A 22,884-nucleotide genomic window follows, 5' to 3' on the forward strand; every position below is an offset into this window, starting at 1 on the left:
CGTAGTACGTTGCCCGTATTACGTTGCCCCGCATTGCATTGCCCCGATCACACCAGCCGGCTTCTTCGTCACCGCGATCTTCCTGCATTCTCGCGTAAATTTGTTACAACAGTATTTATTGCAGCAGTAGTTGTTGCAGCAGTAGTTGTTGCAGCAGTAGTCGTTGCAGCAGTACCTGCGACAGCAGTACCTACGACAGCAGCACCGACGCCATCGCGTCGAATTGCGTTTCCGTTTCTTCGCACACCCGCAGGCACGTTTCCTCGTCCAGCCCGACGGCTTGCCATGCCACGGCCGACAGTGGCGGCACGAGTTCGTCCGCCACGCCGGCCAGGTCGAGCGCATGCGCCATCGCGTCCGCGACGTGGATGATCGTGGCCAGGAAGCCGGCGCCCGGCAATTCCGGCGCGTGGTGATGGCCGATGGCGCGCCGCATCGTCTCGGAAAAATTCCAGTGCTCGGCCAATGCCAGGCCGGCATCGACATGGTCGATGCCGAGCACCGCGCGTTCCGCGTCGAGCCACGGCGTGTCGTGGGCGCTGCGCCACGCGATCACCCGGGCATAGTGGTCGGGGAAACCGCTGACCAGTACCAGCCGGCCCACGTCGTGCAGCAGGCCCGCGGTGAAGGCGTAGTCCTGGTTGAAGCGCAGGTGGCGCGCCAGCGTCTTCGCGCAGATGGCGGTGGCGATCGAATGCCGCCAGAAGGCCGCGTGGGAAAAGCCGGCGCAGCGGTGTTCGGGAAAGCACCCGGTCAGCGCCGCGGCGGTGATCAGGTTGCGCGCGGTCTGGAAGCCGAGATAGGTGATCGCCTGCTGGATCGTCGTGATCCTGACCTGCAGGCCATACAGCGGGGAGTTGGCCAGGCGCAGCGTCTTGGCGGTCAGCGCCTGGTCCTGCGCCACTTTCCTGGCCAGCACCGCGATATCGACTTCTTCCGCATCGATGCTGTTCAACAGTTCCATCACGATGGCGGGCAGGGAGGGCAGGTCGTCCAGGCTGTTCACGACATCGTCGTAGCCCAGCCTGCTCATCGTCGTGCTCCGGAGCGGTAGGCATGAAGGCAGGCGCGCAGCGCGTTGCCGGCCCAGGCATCCGCAGCGCCAGGGTCGAGCCTGCGGAACAGGTAATCGATACGTTCGCGGTGCGGATGGCGCACCGGCACGGTATCGATGCCGTGGCGCGCCAGCGAGGCCAGCATCGCCGGCGTCAGCATGGCTCCTTCCGGTAGCAACGCATGGCCCTGCGCATCGCGCAGTTCGCCCGACAGCACCATGCCGGCGCGTGCTTGCGCCAGCGGCAGATCGCGAATCTCCATCGCTTCCTCCTCGTTCGGGCTGATCTTACACCATGCCCTGCCGGCAAGGCCGGGACCGCAAGCCGGGCGCCCGCTTCGCTGCGGCTGACGCATACTGCGGGCAAAGGGGGATTCATGAGCACACAGCGGCAGATTGCCTTGCTACGGGGCGTCAACGTCGGCCGGGCCAAGCGCATCGCGATGGCGGATCTGCGCACGGTCCTGGGCGACCTGGGCTTTTCCGGCGTGCGCACCCTGCTCAACAGCGGCAATGCCGTGTTCGACTGCCCGGCGGCCGACGCCACGCGGTCCGCCATGCGCATCGAGGAAGCACTGGTGCTCAAGCTCGGCGTGCCGGCCCGCGTGACGGTCCTCGATGCGCCGCAACTGGCCGACATCGTCGCCGCGAACCCCCTGCTGGACATGGCCACCGATCCCTCGCGGCTGATGGTGGCGGTGCTCAGCAACCCGGCCGACCGGAGCAAGCTGGAAGCGCTGGCGCACCAGCAATGGCAGCCCGAAGCATTCGCGCTGGGCCGGTGGGCAGCCTATCTGTGGTGCGTGGACGGCGTGCTGGCCAGCCGCGTCGCCGCCGCGATGGGCAACCTGCTGGGCGATGCCGTGACCACCCGCAACTGGAGTACCATGACCAAATTGCATTCCCTGGCAATGGAACCTTGACTCCATGGAGAAGCGTGTGGCGAAAGCGAGCGGCGAATTCGCGCGGGCAGCTTCGTGCTGCAACATGCCGGCGTGATGGGCGGCGCGCATGCCGGACTGCGCATCGTCATCGCGCCGGACTCGGGCGCCGGCGAACTGGCCGGCATCGCCGGCACGCTGGCCATCCGCGTCGAGGACGGCAAGCATTACTACGATCTCGATTACACGCTGTAGCTTGCGCAGCCGCTGCGGTAGCGTCCCGTCATCGCTTGCCGCGCCGGTCCCGCTGGCGGCGGCATTCCCGGCCCGGCTGTCGCTGCCTGCAGTTGGGGTAGACTGCGCACTTCGATAGCGAACACGACGTTCCCATGAAACATCTCCCACTCGTTGCCGTGCTGGCTGGCGTGCTGCTGGCCGGCTGCGGCGCCATCAAGAAAGACAGCGCGGCCGGCCGCATCACCGGCATGCAGGAAGCGGCCAATCCCCAGGTGCTGCTGCTGGGCGAAGTGCACGACAATACGCAGGGCCACAAGCTGCGCTTCGACGACCTGAAAAAGCGCGTCGATGCGGGCTGGCATCCCGTCATCGCCATGGAACAGTTCGATCACGAAGACCAGGCGCTGCTCGATGATGCGGTGAAAGGCTGCGTCGATGCCGGCTGCGTGATCCGCGTGATGAACAAGAAAGGCTGGGACTGGCAGCAGTACTACCCGGTGATCCAGCTGGCGCTGGACAAGCACCTGCCGGTCGTCGCCGTCAACCTGTCGCGCGCGAATGCGTCGAAGGTGGTGCGCGACGGCGTGGCATCGAGCTTCGATGCGAAGACGGTGGCCGAGTACCGGCTGAACGAGCCGATCTCGGCCGACTGGCGCAAGGCGCAGGAGAACGAGATCCGCACCGGCCATTGCAATATGCTGCCGGCCATGATGATCCCGGGCATGGTCGACGCGCAGATGGCGCGCGACATCTGGATGGCCAAGCTGATCCGCGACCAGCAGCCACGCGACGTGGTGCTCATCGCCGGCAACGGCCACGTGCGCAAGGACATCGGCGTGCCGCGCTGGCTGAACACCGTCGGCAGCAAGCTGACCGTGAAGGCGGTCGGCTACGTGGAGGGCGGCGGCCAGAAGGAGCTGTTCGACGAAGTGCGGTCGATCCCGGCCGCCAAGCGCGCCGATCCCTGCGCCAAGTTCAAGAAATAAAATAGGGACAATAAAATAGGGACGGACCGGGACGCCGGACCGCCTGTTTTTAAGGAAATTTCCTCAAAAACAGGGTCCGTCCCTATTTGTTTCGACACCAGAAACGAGGCTGCGGTTTCAGGCAATAAAAAAGGGCGCTCGATGCGCCCTTTTTGCGGTCAGTCCTTGTACATCGGCCCGTCGAAGATGAACTTGCCGCCGTGGTAGTTGAACGTGGCGTCGTCGGCTGGCGGATATTCGCCGCTTTCCGGCACGTCGGCGCGGAACTGTTCCGAGGAGTCCTTCGGCTGGAAGCCCAGGTGGGCGGCCTTGCGGTTGTCCCACCACTGGCGCTTGTTGTTCGAGGCGCCGAACAGGATCGTGTGGCCCACGCGCGGGGTCAGCAGCGAGACGCGCAGCGCTTCCAGCAGGTCGTCATAGGACAGCCAGGTGCACATCATGCGCGGGTTGTTCACCGACGGGAACGACGAACCGATGCGCAGGCACACGGTCTCGATGCCGGTGCGGTCGAAGTAGTAGCGCGACAGCTGTTCGCCGAACACCTTCGAGATGCCGTACATGCTGTCCGGGCGCGGCGGGTCGTCCGCATCGATCACCTGCGTCTGCGGGTAGAAGCCGATCGCGTGGTTCGACGATGCGAACACGATGCGCTTCACGCCGTGGCGGTGGGCCGCTTCGTAGATGTTGTACGTGCCCTGGATGTTGGCGAACATGATGTTCTCGAACGTGTTCTCGGTCGAGATGCCGCCGAAATGCAGGATGGCGTCGACGCCTTCCACCATTTTCAAAACGGCCTGCTTGTCGGCCAGGTCGGCCTGGAAAATCTCTTCGCCTTCGCCGGCTTCGCCCATGTCCCCGATATCGGACAGGCGGACCACATCCGCCCATGGCTTGATCCGCTCGCGCAGCACTTTACCCAGGCCGCCGGCCGCGCCGGTCAGCAACAGGCGCTTGAAAGGTTTTTTCGTCGTCATTGTCGTCTCTTAGTCTCGTACGAAGGTTCGGGAAGGAGCATCCTAACCGAATCCGCCGGGGGCGGCGGATTGATCGGAAAGATTCGCGGCAGCTTGATCGGGTGACCGCGCCGCAGGAGGAAGCAGCGTCAGGTCACCGGCGCCGGGTTGAACAGGACGAGGGCATTGTGCAGCTTCCAGTGCTCGGCCCAGGTCTTCTTGCCGCTCGCGGTATCGAGCAGCAGCTGGAACAGTTCCCAGCCCACGCTTTCGATGGTCGCCTCGCCCGTGGCGATGCGGCCCGCGTTCACGTCCATCAGGTCGTGCCAGCGGCGCGCCAGGTCGTCGCGCGTGGCCACCTTGATCACCGGGCATTCGGCCAGGCCGTATGGCGTGCCGCGGCCGGTGGTGAACACGTGCAGGTTCATGCCGGCAGCCAGCTGCAGCGTGCCGCAGATGAAGTCCGATGCCGGGGTGGCGGTATACAGCAGGCCCTTGACGCCCTTCGTCGTGGCTTTCTCGCCCGGCGACAGCACGCCCGAAATCGGCACGCTGCCCGACTTGACGATCGAGCCCATCGCCTTTTCGACGATGTTCGACAGGCCGCCTTTCTTGTTGCCCGGCGTGGTGTTGGCGCTGCGGTCGACGCCGCCGCGGGTCAGGTACGCGTCGTACCACGCCATCTCGCGGATCATTTCCTGGGCCACCTCGGCATTGACGGCGCGCGAGGTCAGCTGGTCGATCCCGTCGCGCACTTCCGTCACTTCCGAGAACATCACGGTGGCGCCGGCGCGCACCAGCAGGTCGGTGGCGAAGCCGACGGCCGGGTTGGCGGTCACGCCGGAGAACGCATCGCTGCCGCCGCACTGCACGCCGACCACCAGGTCGGAGGCCGGGCAGGTCACGCGCTGGCGCCTGTTCAGCACTTCCAGCTGCGCCTCGGCCGTCTGCATGATCGAGTCGACCATCGACATGAAGCCCACGTTGCCGGCGTCCTGCAGGCAGACCACCGGCGGCTCGGTCGCCACCGTGTCGTCCTTGCGGCGGATCTGGATCGAGTTGGCCGGGAACAGGCGGGTCGGCTGCAGCTTTTCGCAGCCGAGCGAAACCACCATCGCCTGGCCGCCGAAGTTCGGATTCTTGCTGATGTTGTGGATCGTGCGGATCGGGATGTTGGCCCCCGGCGCATCGATCGCCACGCCGCAGCCATAGGTGTGTTCGAGGCCGACCACGTCGTCCACGTTCGGGTACTTCGGCAGCAGCTCGGCCTTGATGCGCTTGACCGCGAATTCGACGACGCCGGAAACGCACTGCACGGTCGTAGTGATGCCGAGGATATTGCGCGTGCCCACCGTGCCGTCTTCATTGCGGTAGCCCTGGAACGTATAGCCTTCCAGCGGTTCCAGCGGCGGCACCTTGACGGTGGCGATCGGCAGGTTGTCCAGCTCGCGTGCCGGCGGCATCTCCAGCAACTGCTCGGAAACCCAACTGCCTTTCGGAATGTCGCGCACGGCGCGGCCAATCGAAACGTTGTAGCGCAGCACGCTCTGGCCCTGCGCGATGTCGGCCAGCGCCACCTTGTGGCCTTGCGGCACGGCCTCGACCAGCGTAAGGCCGTCATCGAAAACGGTGCCCGCCGGCAGGCCGCCATCGTTGACGACGATTGCCACGTTGTCGTTGGCGTGCATGAGGATACGGCGCGGAATGCTCGCTGTCATGATTCTGTCCTGAGGGGGCCGGCGCCGCATGATCGGCGCTGTTGTAGTTGCGCAACGACCAGACGTACCGGCGAGTTGTCTGATGACTTCAGTATGACAGATGCCCAAATTTTTGGCTAGTCCACATTGCTCATTTGGTCTGACCGGTTTAGAATGGCCTGACCAAATAAAATAATGAAAAGAAAGATGCTGAAACGTCCGCCAGCGCTGAACGAGCACTCCGAACCACGACTTTACCGCGTGGTCGCGGACCGCATCGCGCAGTTGATCCGCGACGAAGGCATCGCGCCGGGAGCGCGCCTGCCGTCCGAGCGCGACCTGGCCACCAAGCTGTCGGTCAGCCGGGCCTCGCTGCGCGAAGCGCTGATCGCCCTGGAGCTGGGCGGCGTGATCGAAGTGCGTGGCGGCTCGGGTGTCTATGTGTGCGAAGCGGAGCAGGAAGCCAGTCTGCCGGAAGCGGGACCGGGTCCGTTCGAGGTGTTGTCGGCGCGCCGCCTGATCGAGGCGGAAGTGGCGGCGATCGCGGCCCGCGTGGCCACCGACAATGCGATCGACGCGATCCTCAAGGCGGTCGAGGAGATGGAAGCGCACCACGCCAACAAGACGACCAACGAGCAGGCCGACCGCAACTTCCACCTGGCGATCGCCCGCGCCACCGGCAACGGCGCGCTGGTGGGCACGATGGATTACCTGTGGAACCAGCGCGGCCGGCTGTGGCACAAGCTGAAGGAGCATTTCCAGACGGAAGAGCTGCGCCAGGAAACGCTGAAGGACCACCGCCGCATCTTCGAGGCGATCGCGGCGCATGACGCGGCCGCGGCGCGGCGGGCGATGCGCGCGCACCTCGAGCGCGTGACGCGGACGTTCTCGCGCGGCTGAGGAAAAACAGCCAGCAATAGGGCTGCAGTAACAAGGCAGCAGTAATAGAGCAGCAGTAATAAAGCGGTAGTAATAAAGCAGCAGAACTGACAACGGGCAGTACCGGAAAAACAGCAGCACAAGACTCGCAGTACCGGAACGGCAACAACGAACACAGCAGCGCGGCACCGCATCGAATGGCGCCGCGACAGGAGACAGGATGTATTCGATACCATCAGCGGAACTACCCGCCACGCTTGCCGGCAGCGCGCGCTCGCGCGCAGCACTGCCGCGCCCCTGATCTCGCCATAAAAAAAGTTTATCCACCGTGTGCGACCCCGGCCTTGGCCTTCGTCGCAGCGGCACCGAGCACGCGAGGTGCTCCATCACCGCCGCCTGCCGCACCATGCAGGCCGGCGCGAACACCATCGGAAAACCCAGGAGACAAGCATGAACAAGCGCGCAAGTATGCAAACCCGCTTCCAGCAACGGCTGGTACTGACCTCGATCGCACTGGCGGCAATCGCCGTCGCCAACGGGGCAGCCGCACAGGAAGCCGCGATGCAGCGCATCGAAGTGACGGGTTCCTCGATCAAGCGACTGGCCAATGAAGAAGCGCTGCCGGTCACCAGCATCAAGGCCGAAGAATTCACCCAGCGCGGCATGACCACGCTGGCAGACGTGATGATGGCGCTGCCGCAATCGGCATCGCTGGCACCGTCGAACGCCGGCTCCGGCACCAACATCAACCTGCGTGGCCTGGGCGTGAACCGCACGCTGGTGCTGCTGAACGGCCGCCGCCTGGCCAACGAGGCGATTTCCGCCGGCTATGCCAACCTGGACGTGATTCCGTTCTCCGCGCTGCAGCGCGTCGAGATCCTGCGCGATGGCGCTTCCTCGCTGTACGGTTCGGACGCCATCGGCGGCGTGGTCAACTTCATCACGAAGAAGGAATTCGAAGGCGTGCAGGTCACCGGCCAGTACGTGACGCCGGAACGCAAGGGCGGTGGCGACGAGCGCCGCGCCACGCTGACCTTCGGCAAGGGCAACCTGAACCGCGACGGCTGGTCGGCCTACGCCACCGTCGACTTCCACGACCGTTCGCGCCTGGCCGCGAAGGACCGCGCCGCATTCAGTTCCGACGAGCTGCTCGCATCGCTGGGCCGTCCGCGCACGCTGGGCACCGGCGGCTACGCGATGCCGGCCAATTTCACCACCGCCACCAACAAATCCGCGCAGAACCCGTACGCCGCCACATGCGCCGAGCCGTATTCGACGATCGGCGCGAAGAACACCTGTACGCTGAACAGCAACGAGTACGGCACCGCGCTGTACGAGAACGAGCAGCTCAGCTTCTACGCCCGTGCCGCCAAGCAGATCAGCGAAGACCACACCTTCACGGTGGAATACACGCGTGGCCAGTCGCAGATCATCGCCGCCCGCAATCCCACCCAGTCGGTGGCCGTCGGCGGCGTAGCGGCACTGCTGCCATTCAGCTCGAAGTGGTACCCGGGCAACAGCGGCGGCGTGCCCGCGGTGGCTGGCATCAACGGCCAGCCGCTGACGGTGACCTGGTCGGTGGCCGACTATGGCCTGGCCACGCAAAAGGACAAGCAGGTCAACCAGCGCCTGGCGTTCGTCGACGAAGGCGTGCTGGCGGGCTGGGATTACCGCGCCGGCCTGGTGATCGGCCTGTCCGACCGCGAAAACTTCTACCAGAACGGCTTCTTCAAGGGCCAGGGTATCCTCGACGGCCTGAAGAGCGGCGCGCTGAACCCGTTCGGCCTGCAGGACCAGGCCGGCCGCGACTACCTGGCATCGATCTCGGTCGACGGCATCAAGAACCGCGATTCGCAGACCACGTACAAGGGTATCGACTTCTCGGCCAGCCGCTCGCTGTTCGCGATGGCCGGCGGCGATGCCGCGATCGCGGTCGGTGCCGACATGAGCCACCAGACCACCCGCGACGACAAGCTGGCGATCCAGAACGAAGTGCAGTACCTGAACAGCACCGCGTCGCATGGCGAAGGCCAGCGCAACGTGTACGCGCTGTACGCCGAACTGGACCTGCCGGTCACGAGCGCGCTGAACGTCAACCTGGCCGTGCGCGACGACTATTTCAGCGACTTCGGCAACACCATCAATCCGAAGGTGAGCTTCCGCTGGGAAGCCACCAAGAACGTGATGTTCCGCGGTTCGGCGAACACCGGCTTCCGCGCGCCGACGCTGTTCGACGCCTACGGCTACCGCCTGCCGGGCGCCACCGGCAAGACCTCCGCGCGCTGGGATGACCCGCTGCAGTGCCCGGGCGGCACGCCGGGCGTGACCGGTACCGGCACCGCGCTGCCGGGCCTGGTGTCGTCCGAAGTCTGCAACGTGCAGCTGAACAAGCAGGTCGGCTCGAACGCCAACCTGCAGCCGGAAAAATCGAAGGGCTTCACGCTGGGCGTGGTGGTGGAACCGACCAAGTCGCTGACGATGTCGTTCGACTACTGGAACATCCGCATGAAGGACATGCTGGCCAACCTGCCGGAGCAGGTGTACTTCCTCGATCCGGCCAAGTACGCGAACCTGTTCGTGCGTAACGCCGACGGCTCGCTGGCCTACATCAACAACACCACGATGAACCTGGGCGGCCAGAAGGCGGCCGGTATCGACGTGTCGGCAAGCTACCGCTTCCCGCGCAACGCCTATGGCGACTTCAGGGTGGAGCTGGATGGCACGTACCTGACGCAGTTCGACAACCAGCTGTTCCCGGGCGAGGAGTATGTCAGCAACATCGGCCGCTTCGGCAATGCATCGAACGGCACCACGTCGAGCTTCCCGATCATCACGTACCGCTGGAAGCACGTGCTGAAGATGTCGTGGGCACTGGGTGACTGGACCGCGCAGGCGACCCAGAACTACAACTCCAAGTACGAAGACCAGAACCTGGTGGCGCAGACCTACTGGCGCGACATCAACTCGTACAAGCCGTGGAACCTGACGGTGGGCTACAAGGGCTTCAAGAACACGCAGCTGACGTTCGGCGTCACCAACGTGTTCGACTCGGCCCCGCCGGTCACGAACCACAGCGGCTACTCGTTCGGCTACCTGTCGAGCGCGGCCAGCCCGATCGGGCGCTCGTACAACCTGCGCGCGACTTACACGTTCTAAGCGGTCAGGCTGGGAAAATAGGGAGCCGTATCGCTGCGGCTCCCTGTTAGAAGGAAACATTGCCTGAAAAATGGGGACGTACCGCGTCGGCGGACCGCCCATTTTCCGGGAAACTTTCAGGAACGGAGCGCATATGAAACAACGTTTCTTGCTTGGCGCGGTCGGTGCCTTGCTTTGCCTCGGTGCTGCGCACGCCGCCGACAAGCCGGTACGCTTCATCCTCGTCGGCGATTCGACGATGGCGTCGAACAGCGGCTATGGCGAGGCGTTCTGCGCGCGCGTGAACCGCGCCCATACCTGCATCAACCTGGCCAAGGGCGGGCGCAGTTCGTCGAGCTTTCGCGCCGAGGGGCGCTGGGATGAAGTGCAGGGCCTGCTGAAGGGCAGCGCGGCCTACCGCGCCACCTATGTACTGATCCAGTTCGGCCACAACGACCAGCCGGGCAAGCCGGGCCGGTCGACCGACCTGAAGACCGAATTCCCCGTCAACATGGCGCGCTATGTCGACGAAGTCAAGGCGCTGAACGGCCTGCCGGTGCTGGTCACGCCGCTGACACGCCGCAGTTTCAAGGAAGGCGTGCTGGAAAACACGCTGGTGCCGTGGGCGGACGCGATCCGCGCCACGGCGAAGGAAAAGCAGGTGCCGTTGCTGGACCTGAATGCCGACAGCTACGCGGCCGTGCAGGCCATGGGCGAGGCGCAAGCCGATACGTTCGCGGTGGCGCCGAAGCCTGCCTCGGCCCCCGTCGCCACCGGAACGGGCGTCGAGCCGCAGGGCGCCGCCAAGAGTGCTTTCGACTACACGCACCTTGGTGCCAAGGGAGCGAAATACTTCGCCGCGATGGTCGAGGGCGAACTGAAGACAGCCATCCCGGCGCTGGCGGCCGAGTTCAAGCCGGAGGGCGAATGATGCGCGCGGCACTGCTGCTCGCGGCCTTGTTCGTTGCCGGAGCGGGCCAAGCAGAGGCACAGGATACCGGTGCCGCCGGCCGTCCGCAGCTGAGCGACGCGCAGGCGAAACGCTATGCGATCGCCGAGGTACTGAAAACCACCGGCCGCGCCGGTGCCGAGAAAACCGATCCGTGGAACCCGCTGGCCGATCCGCTGGCACAAGGCGCCGCGTTGGCGGCGGACTATGTCGTCGATGCCGCCGGCCGTGCCGACGGCGTGACCACGTTCGTCAGCGTGCAGCAGGCGGTCAACCGGGCCATCGCCGACGCCGCCGCGAAGCCGGCAGGCGGCCGGCAATACATCCTCGTCAAGCCGGGCACCTACCGCGAGCTGGTCTACGTGCCCGCCTCCGCGCGACCCATCACGCTGTACGGAGAAGGGCAGGGCGCGGGCGATACCGTGATCTCGGCCGGGCTGGATGCCGCCGTTCCGGTGGCCGACTACCTGAAGCAATACGGGCCGCAGTTTGCACGGCTCGACCCGGCCATCGTGGCCATGCATGCGCAGATCGCCGCGCGCGCGCCCACCATCTCGACCAGTGGTTCGATGACGGTATGGACGCGCAACCACGGCTTCCAGGCACGCAACCTGACCATCGAGAATTCCTACAACAAGGCCACCGGCAATGCGCGCGACGAATGCGGCGAGCGCGTGTGCGGGACGCCGGAGAAACCGCAGGCGCGCGTCAGCCACCAGGCCGTGGCCCTGCTGGTCGAGGGGGCCGACAAGGCGCAGTTCGAGAACGTGCGGCTGATCGGCTTCCAGGACACGCTGTACCTGAAGTCGGCCGAAACCCGCGTCACCGCGCGCAGCTTCTTCCACAAGTCGTACATCGAGGGCGACGTCGATTTCATCTTCGGCGACACCACGGCATACTTCTACCGCAGCGAAGTGAAGTCGCTGGGCGACCGGACGATGTCGTACGTGGGCGCGCCGAACACCAACTGGCGCACGAAGTACGGCTTCGTGTTCAATGAGGTGAAGTTCACCCATGACGGCTCGCCGAACGCGCTGGCCGGCAAGTACTACCTGGCGCGCCAGTGGTTCCACAACTCGCGCTGCAGCCCCTACGCGCCGGTGGCCATTGAAGGCTACGCCTGCACCCTGGGCAGCGCGAGCGTCTACCAGGCGCCGAAGGGCACGATCACGCCGACCGTGCTGGAAACGGTGGGCAAGATGGTGGTGATCCATTCGCGCATCGGCGCGCACATCGACCGCAAGCGGCCCTGGTCGGACTGGAATGCGCCCGGCACGCTGGCCTACCGCCCGGCGCAGTTTTCATCCGACGATTTCTACAAGAACCTGAAGAACGCGGGCTTCGACCCCGTCAACCACCTGGGCTACGGGAAGCAGCCCCTGACGCCGGACGTGTACCTGGCGGAATTCAACAACTTCCACGAGTAGGAGACAGCATGAACCATTTGAACGACCAGCGGGTCAATGAAAAACGCCGCGCAATGATGAAAGCCGTGTCGGCATCCAGCCTGGCGCTGGCCGGTGGCGCTGCCACCCTCGGTGCCGGTACGGCCAACGCGGCGATCGGCGACGACCCGTGGGGCCGCGCCAAGGAAATCGTCGACCGGCTGAACAAGCCGCGGCGCTTCCGCGACCAGGACTTCCCGATCACCGATTTCGGCGCCGCGCAGTGCAAGCTGGTGAAGATCAAGGCATGGATCTCGCATGACGACCAGGCCACCGTTGAAACGCAGGCGCCCGGTTCGCACGATTGCTACCCGGCGATCAAGGCGGCCATCGAGGCCTGCCACAAGGCCGGCGGCGGCCGCGTGGTGATCCCGTCCGGTAACTGGTTCGTGGCCGGGCCGATCGTGCTGCTGTCGAACGTGCACGTGCACCTGAAGAAGGGGGCCAACGTGCTGTTCTCGACGCAGCCGACCGACTATGCCAAGTACGGCGAGTTCGATTGCGGCAAGCACGGCAAGCTGGTGATCACGCGCTGGCAGGGCAACGACTGCCTGAACTTCGCGTCGCCAATCTATGCATACGGCGCCGACAATATCGCGCTGACCGGCGAAGACTGGACCAGTATCCTGAATGGCCAGGGCGGCGTGCCGTTCAATGGCAAGGACGGCGACTGCTGGTGGACCTGGAAGGGCAAGAACCGCACGATCAACCCGGCCTCGCAGGCGAACACGCCGGGCTACGTGGAGGGCAAGCTGACGCAGCGCCTGCCGAACCCGATCAACCCGAAGTCGCTGAAGGACGTGGCGCCGCACCTGACGGAAGCGGAACGCCTGCACATCCAGGGCGAAGGCGAGCGCTGGCGCGCCGACGAGCAGTACCTGCCGGCGCTGTCCGAAGCGGGCGTGCCGCTGGCGCAGCGCGTGTTCGGCCTGGGCCACTTCCTGCGCCCGACGATGATCCACCTGATCGGCTGCACCAACGTGCTGCTGGAAGGCTACGAGGTGAAGGACACGCCGTTCTGGCAGCACCATCCGGTCCACTGCCGCGATATCGTGATCCGCAACGTGCACTGCAACAGCAAGGGCCCGAACAGCGACGGCTTCGATCCGGAATCGTGCGACATGGTACTGATCGAAGGCTGCACGTTCGACACGGGCGACGACTGCATCGCCATCAAGGCCGGCAAGGACCTGGACGTGCAGTACGGCCCGTCGCAGAACATCGTGGTGCAGAAGTGCATCATGCAGAGCGGCCACGGCGCCGTCACGCTGGGCAGCGAGATGGCCGGCGGCATCCAGAACGTCTATGCGCAGGACCTGGTGTTCGAGAACATCCACTGGGCGACCGATCCGCTGAACACGGCGATCCGGCTGAAGACCAACATGAACCGGGGCGGCTACCTGAAGAACTTCTACGTGCGCAACGTGAAGATCCCGAACGGCGTGCAGACCAGCCCGTCGTTCTACGCATCGCTGCCCAATTCGCCGATCGAATCGAAAACCGTGGCCGTGGCCGCCGGCGCCGTCGTCACGTTCGACTGCGACTACACGCCGACGGCCGACACCGTGCGCACCCGGCCGCCGGTGGTCGACAACGTGCAGATTTCCAACGTCACCGTCGGCAACGTGGAAGTGAAGAAGGGGGCGAAGAAAGGGCAGAAGGCGGCGTGCTACCAGGCCATCGTGATCCTCGGCCCGGTGTCCAACAACTACAACGGCCCGCAGCCGATGCCGCAGGTGCCGCCCGTCACCAACGTGACGATCAGCGACTGCGACTTCGGCACCACCGTCAGCACCGAGCAGCCGTACTTCCTGTACAACGTGCGGGGCTTGAAGCTGAACCGCGTGAAGATCGGCGGCACGGAGTACAACACCACGCTGTCGGCATAACCGCACTGCAAAACCGGTGACAGGCACCAGTTATTTTGCAACGAATGTTCCAAAATAATAGGTGTCTGTCACCGGTTTTTCACCGGCTTTCGGTTTCCAGTACGGCCTGCATTTCGGCCACCTTGCGCTTCAGTGCCGGCAGGAAGCGCCGTGCCACGCCGTCGTCGCATTCGTTGCGGTCGTGGCCGGTGAACCAGTGGTCCGGCCGGACGATGTGCGGCGTGCGGTCGGCCGCGCCGATGTCCTGCTTGACCTGCTTGAAGTAGTCGTAGTGCTGGGTCACGTAGTGGTTGATGCGGAAGTGCTCGTACGACGGCGCCAGTGCCGGGTCCTGCAGCATCGGCGCCGTCAGCGGCCGCAGCTGCTCGTCGACCGTGCCGTGCGGGGTGGTGAACAGGTGCGATCCCGTGCAGCGCACCGGCTGCCCGGAACGGACGATCGACTTGATGTGCCGGTTCGGGCCGAAGCCCGGCTCGCTGTGGCGCGGGTAGTCCTCCAGCAGCAGGCCGCCCGGATCGCGCAGATGCCCGTTGCTGCCGTAGCAGATCCAGTACACCCCCAGTGCCGACAGCGGCTTGTCCCGATAGGGTGCCAGCGCCTCGGCCATCGTGGCGGCGCGGGTGGGAAACAGGAACTCGTCGCCGTCGATGAAGGCCATCCAGTCCACTTCCTGCTGGTGGTTGTCCCACGCGTGCTGGTAGGCGGCCAGCTGCGGCTTGTCCTGGTCGCCAATCCGGTAAACAGTGATCGGATAATGCCGCGCCAGCCTGGTCAGCGTGTCCACCATCCCGTCGTCGCATTTGTGGCAGTACAGGTAGAAACGGTCGAAGCCGGCCAGCAGGTGGAAGGCCAGCCACTCGACGATCCAGGGCTGGCGGTTGCGCTGTATGGAGGTAATGCCAAGTCGCATCGTGATCGCGGTGTTGTCGCGGGCTTATTACGCGATGATTGCAGTTGGCGCGAATTAGCGAAAATTAGCGCGGTGATTGTGGGTTGTTACAGTGTCAGGCAGGCGCCATTCTAGCACCCGTCCCCGCCGAGGCATGCGCCTGCGGCCACCGACCCATGTTAAGGTGCGGCCATCATCGTTGTGGAGCAGATCATGGAACGCACTTACCAGGAAGCCGCCCCGTCGCGGTCCGACATCGACGCCCTGGCAGGCCCGGCCCTGCTGGAATTCGGCACCAACTGGTGCGGCTACTGCCGCGCCGCGCAGGTGCCGCTGGCGGAGGCCTACGCGGACTATCCGGGCATCCGCCACTTCAAGGTCGAGGACGGGCCCGGCCGCTTGCTGGGCCGTTCCTTCCGTGTCAAACTCTGGCCGACCATGATCTTCCTGCAAGACGGGAAGGAAGTGGCGCGTGTGGTGCGCCCGGAAAACGCCGGCGAGATCCGCGACGCGTTCGCCCGGATCGCCCCACCCGGCTGACGGCACCTTCTATCGGTTTTTCCATCATCCCGGAGTACGCATGTCCCAGCCTCACCCGGCCGGTCGAGTCAACTCGCCCGGCACCGTGCTGTTTGCCAGCCTGATCGGCACCACGATCGAATTCTTCGACTTCTATATCTACGCGACGGCCGCGGTCCTCGTGTTTCCCCACCTGTTCTTCCCGGCTGGCGACCCCACCGCCGCCACGCTGCAGTCGCTGGCCACGTTCGCGATCGCCTTCTTCGCGCGCCCGGTGGGCTCGGCCGTGTTCGGCCACTTCGGCGACCGCGTCGGCCGCAAGGCCACGCTGGTGGCGGCGCTGCTGACGATGGGCATTTCCACCGTGGTGATCGGCATGCTGCCCACCTATGCGCAGATCGGCGCCTGGGCGCCGGCGCTGCTGGCGCTGTGCCGTTTCGGCCAGGGCCTGGGCCTGGGCGGCGAATGGGGCGGCGCCGTGCTGCTGGCCACCGAGAACGCACCGCCGGGCAAGCGTGCCTGGTACGGCATGTTCCCGCAGCTGGGCGCGCCGATCGGTTTCTTCCTGTCCGGCGGGATCTTCCTGCTGCTGTCCGAAGTACAGACCGACGAGCAGTTCTTCAGCTGGGGCTGGCGCATCCCGTTCCTGGCCAGCGCGCTGCTGGTACTGGTGGGCCTGTATGTGCGGCTGAAAATCACCGAGACGCCCGATTTCCAGAAAGTGCTCGACAAGGGCGAGCGCGTCGAGGTGCCGGTCAAGGCGGTCCTCGTGCAGCACACCCGCGCGCTGGTGCTGGGCACGATGATGGCGATGGCCACCTTCGTGCTGTTCTACCTGATGACGGTGTTCGCGCTGAACTGGGGCGTGGCCGGGCTGGGCTTCTCGCGCCAGCAGATGCTGGTCCTGCAGCTGATCGCCGTGGTGTTCTTCGGCCTGACGATCCCCGTGGCGGCGCTGCTCGCCGACCGTTATGGCCGGCGCGGCACGCTGATCTGGGTATCGGCGGCGATCGCGCTGTTCGGCCTGGTGTTCGGCCCGCTGTTCGATTCGAACAGCGCGGTCCAGGTCACGCTGTTCCTCGCACTGGGCCTGGGACTGATGGGCATGACGTACGGCCCGCTGGGCACGATCCTGTCGGAACTGTTCCCGGCCGAGGTGCGCTACACGGGCGCTTCGCTGACGTTCAACCTGGCCGGCATCATCGGCGCCTCGCTGGCGCCGTACATCGCCACCAAGCTGGCCACCACCTACGGGCTGCAATACGTGGGCTACTACCTGTCGATCGCCGCGGTGCTCAGCCTGATCGCGCTGGTGCTGGCGAAAAAGCAGTAACGGACGGCCGGGGGGACCGCAAGGGCTACCTCTTTCGGCATAGGATTGCCGTGCCCTGTCTAGGGATGACGGGGCACGCCAGGTGCGTATGATGGGGTACACCCATCGTCCACCAAGAAAATCCATGCTGATACTGACCAACGGCCGTTTCCACACGGCCGACAAAGCCAATCCCGTCGCCACGGCGGTCGCCATCGCGGACGGAAAATTCCTCGCCGTGGGCAGCGCCGAAGAGGTGATGCGCCATGCCGCGGCCGACACCCGGGTGATCGACCTGAACGGCCGCACCGTGATCCCCGGCCTGAACGACTCGCACCTGCACCTGATCCGTGGCGGCCTGAACTACAACCTCGAGCTGCGCTGGGAAGGCGTGCCGTCGCTGGCCGACGCGCTGCGCATGCTGAAGGAACAGGCGCTGCGCACGCCGACCCCGCAATGGGTGAGGGTGGTGGGCGGCTGGAACGAATTCCAGTTCGCCGAGAAACGCATGCCGACGCTGGACGAGATCAATGCCGCCGCACCCGATACGCCGGTGTTCGTGCTGCACCTGTACGACCGCGCGCTGCTGAACCGTGCCGCGCTGCGCGCGGTGGGCTACGACAAGAACACGCCGGCGCCGCCGGGCGGCGAGATCCAGCGCGATGCACAGGGCAACCCCACCGGCATGCTGATCGCGCGCCCGAATGCGATGATCCTGTACGCCACGCTGGCCAAGGGCCCGGCGCTGCCGCTGGAACACCAGGTCAATTCGACCCGGCAGTTCATGCGCGAACTGAACCGTCTCGGGCTGACCAGCGCGATCGATGCGGGCGGCGGCTTCCAGAACTATCCGCAGGACTACCAGGTGGTGCAGCAGCTGGCCGAGCAGGACCAGCTGACGATCCGCATCGCCTACAACCTGTTCACGCAGAACAAGGGCGCCGAACTGCAGGACTTCAAAAAGTGGACCGAGATCGTCAAGCCGGGCGACGGCACCGACTGGTACCGCCACAACGGCGCCGGCGAGATGCTGGTGTTCTCGGCGGCCGATTTCGAAGACTTCCTGGAGCCGCGCCCCGACCTGCCGCCCGAGATGGAAGGGCAGCTGGAGCAGGTGGTGCGCCACCTGGTCGAGCAGCGCTGGCCGTTCCGGCTGCACGCCACCTATGACGAGTCGATCTCGCGCATGCTCGACGTGTTCGAGAAGGTCAACCGCGAGATTCCGTTCGATGGCCTGCACTGGCTGTTCGATCACGCCGAGACCATCACTCCCCGCAACATCGAGCGCGTCAAGGCGCTGGGCGGCGGCATCGCGATCCAGCACCGCATGGCGTTCCAGGGCGAGTATTTCGTCGACCGCTACGGTGCCGAGGCGGCCAGCCATACGCCACCGATCAAGCGCATGCTGGAAAACGGCGTGCCGGTCGGCGCCGGTACGGATGCCACGCGGGTGGCCAGCTACAACCCGTGGACGGCGCTGTACTGGCTGGTATCGGGGCGCACCGTCGGCGGCCTGCGCCTGTATGACGCGGGCGCAAGGCTCGACCGCGAGACGGCGATCGAACTGTGGACCGCGGGCAGCGCGTGGTTCTCGAACGAGCAGGGCAAGAAGGGCCGCATCCAGGAAGGCATGCTGGCCGACCTGGCGGTGCTGTCGGCCGACTTCTTCCGCGTCGACGAGGAAGCGATCAAGTCGATCGAATCGGTGCTGACCGTGGTGGGCGGCAGGATCGTCTTCGCGCAGGCCGAGTTCGACAAGCTGGGCCCGCCGCAACTGCCCGTCCTGCCGGACTGGTCGCCGGTGAACAAGGTGCCGGGCCACTACCGCGCGGCGGCGCCGGCGCCGCAGAAGAGCTTACTGCCGCACCAGTGCGCCGGCGCATGCGCGGTGCACCGGCATTCGCACGACGTGGCCCGCAAGTCCAGCGTGCCGGTCTCGGACTACGCCGGCTTCTGGGGCGCGTTCGGCTGCAGCTGCTTTGCGTTCTGACGGAGGGGCGATGAACTACGTGAAGATCCTGGCCGGGCTGGTGCTGTCGTTCGCCGTCGGCTTTGCGTGCCGCAAGTTCGGCATCCCGGCCGCGTCGCCGCCGGTGCTGTCCGGCGCGCTGCTGGTGTTCATGATGAGCAGCGGCTACTGGCTGGTGGACCGCTACGTCGCGCGCCGCGCCGCCGAGAACAAGCGCCACTGCGGCGGCCATGCGCTTGAAACGCCGCCGCCGCAGGCAGGGGGTGCCCGATGATCGCGCTGCTTGCCGGTGCCGTTCTCGGCCTGGTGATCGGCGCGGTGTGCCGCGCCTGCGACATTCCTTCGCCGGCGCCGCCCACGCCGATCGGCGCGCTGCTCGTGGTGGCGATGACGGGCGGCTACGTGGTCGGCGGGCTGGTCTAGCAATCGTCTGGCAAGCCAGCGCGCCGGCGCTGCACTGGCGCGTTCGTGCAATGCAAACGTCCGGTGCAGCGGCGACAGTGTATAGCTGCCGTGCTCGCGACCGGCATCGAAGGCCAGCAGCGAGCAACCCACCAGCATGCCCGGCAGGTCCAGCGTGGTGCCGGCGTTGCTGCCGCCGCGCTGCACCATCATCTCTTCCACCTTCATGGCAAAGGCCAGGAGCACGGGCGGCGCGGCCGTCCTCGGCGAATGCGGGGCCGGCTGCTGTTCGATGTACGGGCCAAGGACGTCAATGGGCGCGTGTCGAATGTCGTTGTCTTTGCTCATGCACGATCTATCATGAAGCATGCGCCAGCAGACATGCCCGGGCTGTGGGCACGTCTCGACAGATAACCGGCAGTCCCAGGCATCGTTCCTCTGCATTGGCCGTCCGCAGGAATCCCTTTCCTTCAGGAAGGGGAGGATGTCGAGGGCAATCAAGCGGCATCCGGACGCTTCAGTTGTTAGCATGTCCGCCTGGTCGGCGCGATGTGTCCTGCGCCGGCATCGCCATGCTCCGGGACGGTTGTGGCTGGGTCGCGACAGGACACGCCAGGATTACTCAACATAATGAGGGGACGACTCATGGGCATCTCTACTTCACCCGCTTCACGTTCACCCGCATCACGTTCACCCGCATCACGTTCTCCCGCTTCACGTTCACCCGCATCACGTCGCGCCACCCGGGTGCGGCTGGTACCACTGCTGCTGGCGCTGGCGGTCGGCCAGGCTTGCGCCGCGGCGGCCGTCAACGGTGCGCCGGGAACACCTGGCACGCACGGTGCGCGGCCGGGCGCGGCGGGCGGCGTCGGAGGCGCCGGCGAGAACGCGATCGCCTCGTCGGGACCGAACAGCGGCAACGGCAATACTGCCGATGCCAGCGGCGGCACCGGCGGTCCGGGTGGCAACGGTGCCGCGGGCGGCTTCGGGCAGAACGGCGGAGCGGCCGGCGCGGGAGGGAACGGCGGCGGCGCCAGCGCCACGGCCGGTTCGCACCCGGTTGCCGGCGCCGCCACGGTGGCAGCCTCGGCAACCGGTGGCACGGGCGGCGCCAGCGGCCTGCCGGGGGCGGGCGGCAACGGTGCCGACGTGGGGGCTGGTGCCATGGGAGGTGCGGGCGGCAACGCCAACGCCGTTGCCGTGGGCAGCGCGCAGGGCAGCGACGCGGTGACGGTACTCGTACATGCAGCCGGCGGTACCGGCGGGACCGGCAACGGCATCGGTGCCGGCGCCGGCCAGGCCGGCACCGCCAGCGCGTCCGCCAACGGAGAGTCCGATACCGGCACCGTCAATGTGCTGGTCACGCAGCGCGGCGGTAGTGGCGGCCATGCGACGCACGCCGACGGCACCGATGGCGGCGGCTCGCAACTGCTGAATGCCGCCACCGGCTACACGGCGGGCCGCCTGACGCTGTTCCAGAACGCCCATGGCGGGGCGGGGGGCGGCAGCGGCGCCGCGGCGGGCGGGAACGGCGGCGCGGCCGGTGCGACGTTGACGCTGAGCGACGGCACGGCCAGCGCGCTGCAAGCCACCCTGCTTTCCCAGGGCGGCAGCGGCGGCAACGGCTTGACGCAAAGCGGCAACGGCGGCACTGCCGGCAGCGCGCTGGAACTGAGATCGACCGCCAAGGCGGCCACCGTGGAAGGCGATACGACCGCATTCGGCGGGTCCGGCGCGGCAGGCCAGGGGGCCGCCGGCAACGGCGCGAGAGCCAGCAGTTCCACCATCCTGGCCGGCATGCGGCAGGTGACCGGTTCGGCGACCGCGATCGGCGGAACAGGCGGCACGGCGTCCGTCGGAAACGCTCACGGCACGGGCGGCATTGCCGTCAGCACGCTGCAACTGTCCGGCGGCAGCGTGTCCGGCAGCAGCAATGCTACGGGTGGCAACGGTGGCGGCAGCGGCGACGTGACGGGCAACGGCGCGCAGGGCGCCGCGGCCGACAGCCGGGCGACGGGAGCGGCAGACGGCGCCGGCGCGGCGACGTTGCTGGCCAGCGCCTACGGCGGCGCCGGCGGCGCGGCCAGCGGCACCGGCAACACGGGTGGCGCCGGCGCCGGGGCCGCCGTTGCGGTGACCGGCAGCAGCACCAGCGGCGACGTGACGCTCAGGGCCCATCTGCAGGGCGGCGCCGGCGGTGTCGGCCTGGATGGCGCCGATGGCGGTGCCGGCGGTGCCGCCACGCTGATCGACACGGTCAGCGGTGCGACCTCGGGCAACTTGTCGCTGACCCAGCAGGCCTACGGCGGTGCCGGCGGCGCCAGCGCAGCGGGGATGGCGGCGCAGGGCGCCGCCGCGGTATCGCGGCTGACGCTCGACGATGCCGCCGCCCGCCGCCTCACGGCCAATGTGGTGGCGGCCGGCGGCAGTGGCGGGGATGCTCCGAATGGCCTGGGCACCGCGGGTGGCAACGGCGAAGCCGTCCTGGTGCTCTCGTCCAGCGTGGCCGCGGCCTACGTTGCCGGGTCCACGAATGCCCAGGGCGGCAGTGCCGGGTTCAGCGGCAGCTCCGCCGGCGTGGGCGGCAATGCGCTGGCCCGCACCACGGTGACGGCTGTCGACCAGGCCCGCGCCCAGGCAGCGGCTACCGGCGGCCAGGGCGGCGGGAGCGCCAATGCGCTGTCGCGCGCCGAGTCCGCGGCGACGGCGCAGGCCTATGCTGCGGCACAGGGTGGCGGCGCCGGGCAGGGCACCGCAAAGGCATTGTCGGAAGCGCGGGGCGGCGCGACAGGCGGCACCAACGCCAGCGCGCAAGCCAGCGGTCTGCAAGCCGATGCCACGGCCCGTTCGTGGGCGCTGGGCACGGCCGTCAACGGTGCGCAGGCGCGGGGCACCGGCGCTGCCGGCACGGTGGCGGCAACCAGTACCTCGACCGGAACGAACGGCGTGCTGGTTGCCACCGGCGCCAGCGCGCCCGTATCCGGCTCCGCGGTGGCCACCACGGGGGCCAACGTGGGCGGCACCGCCTACGGACTGGCGCTGCCCACGGTCGGTTTCCAGGCACAGTCGTATGCGGTGGCCCGGCCGTCGGCAGCCACGGTGGACGGCGTGCTGGCCGCTTCGCCGGCCGTCGCGGCCGCGCTCGAGAATGGCGAGGTGATCGGCATCGGCACGATGGCCGGCGCCTATTCGTCCGCCATGTTCGGCGCGCATACCTACGAGACGTCGGCCAGTTTCGTGTTCAACACGGCACTGGAAAGCACGCTGATACTGGGACTGGCCGGGTCGCTGTCGGCAGGCGCCGACTTCGAGACACTGGAACTGACGCTCAGCAGCCAGGGCGTCGAAATGTTCTCGGAAACGTTCACCAGCGCCGCGGCGGCGCAGCTGTTTTTCGATGACAACGCGCTGACACTGGGAACGCTGGCTGCCGGCGAGCAGGAGCTGCTGCTGACCACCGGCTTCACGCTGAATGCGGAAGGCGGCCTGGGCTTCCAGTACGTGCTTGGCGTGACGCCGGTTCCCGAACCCGGCACGTGGATCATGCTGCTGGCGGGCCTGACGGTATTGCTGGTGCGCTGGCCGGCGCGCCGCAAGCTTGCCGTTGACCGGTAACCGTGCGGACCGTGCCGGCGCATGGCGCTGGTTCGGCGACGCTGGCCCGATTCGAGTCTTGTCCGATTCGAGT

General features: G+C 66.6%; 19 protein-coding genes. 14 read left to right on the forward strand and 5 right to left on the reverse strand.

The window, feature by feature from the left end; translation table 11 throughout:
• Positions 1–190 precede the first annotated feature (190 nt).
• Both FHS02_RS07655 and FHS02_RS07660 read right to left on the reverse strand, forming a co-directional pair.
• Positions 191–1,033: an HDOD domain-containing protein gene (locus tag FHS02_RS07655; protein WP_137314622.1), complete on the reverse strand. Its 843-nt coding sequence runs from the start codon at positions 1,031–1,033 to the stop codon at positions 191–193.
• Entirely contained in the window at positions 1,030–1,317 is a 288-nt protein-coding gene (locus FHS02_RS07660; protein WP_137314621.1) for a hypothetical protein, read from the reverse strand. The genes FHS02_RS07655 and FHS02_RS07660 overlap by 4 nt, the downstream gene beginning before the upstream one ends.
• A gap of 114 nt (positions 1,318–1,431) precedes the next feature.
• Here FHS02_RS07660 and FHS02_RS07665 point away from each other — a divergent pair, with 114 nt between their 5' ends.
• From FHS02_RS07665 to FHS02_RS07675, 3 genes are all read left to right on the forward strand, one after another.
• A complete protein-coding gene (locus FHS02_RS07665; RefSeq protein WP_137314620.1) occupies positions 1,432–1,977 on the forward strand; it encodes a DUF1697 domain-containing protein in 546 nt (181 codons plus the stop codon).
• Positions 1,978–2,013: 36 nt separating this feature from the next.
• On the forward strand, positions 2,014–2,190 hold the full coding sequence (locus FHS02_RS07670) for a DUF3224 domain-containing protein (RefSeq protein ID WP_371870559.1): 177 nt from the start codon (positions 2,014–2,016) through the stop codon (positions 2,188–2,190).
• A 134-nt stretch (positions 2,191–2,324) separates the two neighbouring features.
• A complete protein-coding gene (locus FHS02_RS07675) occupies positions 2,325–3,158 on the forward strand; it encodes a ChaN family lipoprotein (RefSeq protein WP_137314619.1) in 834 nt (277 codons plus the stop codon).
• 158 nt (positions 3,159–3,316) lie between these two features.
• On the opposite strand, the gene FHS02_RS07680 is transcribed toward FHS02_RS07675, so the two are convergent.
• Positions 3,317–4,132 carry an NAD-dependent epimerase/dehydratase family protein gene (locus FHS02_RS07680; protein ID WP_137314618.1) on the reverse strand — a complete coding sequence of 272 codons (816 nt, stop codon included), beginning with the start codon at positions 4,130–4,132 and terminating at the stop codon, positions 3,317–3,319.
• A gap of 128 nt (positions 4,133–4,260) precedes the next feature.
• Positions 4,261–5,829, reverse strand: a complete 1,569-nt coding sequence (gene garD, locus FHS02_RS07685; RefSeq protein ID WP_137314617.1) for a galactarate dehydratase — start codon at positions 5,827–5,829, stop codon at positions 4,261–4,263.
• A 186-nt stretch (positions 5,830–6,015) separates the two neighbouring features.
• Between garD and FHS02_RS07690 the strand changes: the two genes are divergently transcribed.
• The 5 genes from FHS02_RS07690 to FHS02_RS07710 all read left to right on the forward strand — a co-directional run bounded on the left by FHS02_RS07690 (position 6,016) and on the right by FHS02_RS07710 (position 14,105).
• Entirely contained in the window at positions 6,016–6,708 is a 693-nt protein-coding gene (locus FHS02_RS07690) for a FadR/GntR family transcriptional regulator (protein ID WP_175424834.1), read from the forward strand.
• A gap of 429 nt (positions 6,709–7,137) precedes the next feature.
• On the forward strand, positions 7,138–9,843 hold the full coding sequence (locus FHS02_RS07695) for a TonB-dependent receptor (RefSeq protein WP_137314615.1): 2,706 nt from the start codon (positions 7,138–7,140) through the stop codon (positions 9,841–9,843).
• Positions 9,844–9,976: 133 nt separating this feature from the next.
• Positions 9,977–10,753 (forward strand): rhamnogalacturonan acetylesterase, encoded by a 777-nt coding sequence (locus FHS02_RS07700; protein WP_137314614.1) that lies wholly within the window; start codon positions 9,977–9,979, stop codon positions 10,751–10,753.
• On the forward strand, positions 10,750–12,198 hold the full coding sequence (locus tag FHS02_RS07705; protein WP_137314613.1) for a pectinesterase family protein: 1,449 nt from the start codon (positions 10,750–10,752) through the stop codon (positions 12,196–12,198). Before FHS02_RS07700 ends, FHS02_RS07705 begins: the two co-directional genes overlap by 4 nt.
• An 8-nt stretch (positions 12,199–12,206) precedes the next feature.
• Positions 12,207–14,105 (forward strand): glycoside hydrolase family 28 protein, encoded by a 1,899-nt coding sequence (locus tag FHS02_RS07710; RefSeq protein ID WP_229422227.1) that lies wholly within the window; start codon positions 12,207–12,209, stop codon positions 14,103–14,105.
• A 79-nt stretch (positions 14,106–14,184) separates the two neighbouring features.
• Here the strand turns inward: FHS02_RS07710 and FHS02_RS07715 are convergent, their stop codons facing one another.
• Positions 14,185–15,015: a glycosyltransferase family 2 protein gene (locus FHS02_RS07715; RefSeq protein ID WP_137314612.1), complete on the reverse strand. Its 831-nt coding sequence runs from the start codon at positions 15,013–15,015 to the stop codon at positions 14,185–14,187.
• A gap of 192 nt (positions 15,016–15,207) precedes the next feature.
• Here FHS02_RS07715 and FHS02_RS07720 point away from each other — a divergent pair, with 192 nt between their 5' ends.
• From FHS02_RS07720 to FHS02_RS07750, 6 genes are all read left to right on the forward strand, one after another.
• Entirely contained in the window at positions 15,208–15,534 is a 327-nt protein-coding gene (locus FHS02_RS07720; protein WP_137314611.1) for a thioredoxin family protein, read from the forward strand.
• Between the two features lie 40 nt (positions 15,535–15,574).
• Positions 15,575–16,846: an MFS transporter gene (locus tag FHS02_RS07725; protein ID WP_137314610.1), complete on the forward strand. Its 1,272-nt coding sequence runs from the start codon at positions 15,575–15,577 to the stop codon at positions 16,844–16,846.
• 124 nt (positions 16,847–16,970) lie between these two features.
• Positions 16,971–18,815, forward strand: a complete 1,845-nt coding sequence (locus FHS02_RS07730) for an amidohydrolase (RefSeq protein WP_229422226.1) — start codon at positions 16,971–16,973, stop codon at positions 18,813–18,815.
• 10 nt (positions 18,816–18,825) lie between these two features.
• Positions 18,826–19,068 carry a DUF1427 family protein gene (locus FHS02_RS07735; protein WP_137314609.1) on the forward strand — a complete coding sequence of 81 codons (243 nt, stop codon included), beginning with the start codon at positions 18,826–18,828 and terminating at the stop codon, positions 19,066–19,068.
• Complete coding sequence (locus FHS02_RS07740; protein WP_137314608.1) at positions 19,065–19,217, forward strand: XapX domain-containing protein; 153 nt, start codon at positions 19,065–19,067, stop codon at positions 19,215–19,217. Before FHS02_RS07735 ends, FHS02_RS07740 begins: the two co-directional genes overlap by 4 nt.
• A 726-nt stretch (positions 19,218–19,943) precedes the next feature.
• On the forward strand, positions 19,944–22,811 hold the full coding sequence (locus FHS02_RS07750; RefSeq protein ID WP_137314606.1) for a beta strand repeat-containing protein: 2,868 nt from the start codon (positions 19,944–19,946) through the stop codon (positions 22,809–22,811).
• The last annotated feature ends 73 nt before the right edge of the window (positions 22,812–22,884 follow it).

It is taken from the genome of Pseudoduganella umbonata, from assembly GCF_014192225.1.
GTDB classification, from domain to species: Bacteria; Pseudomonadota; Gammaproteobacteria; order Burkholderiales; family Burkholderiaceae_D; genus Rugamonas; species Rugamonas umbonata.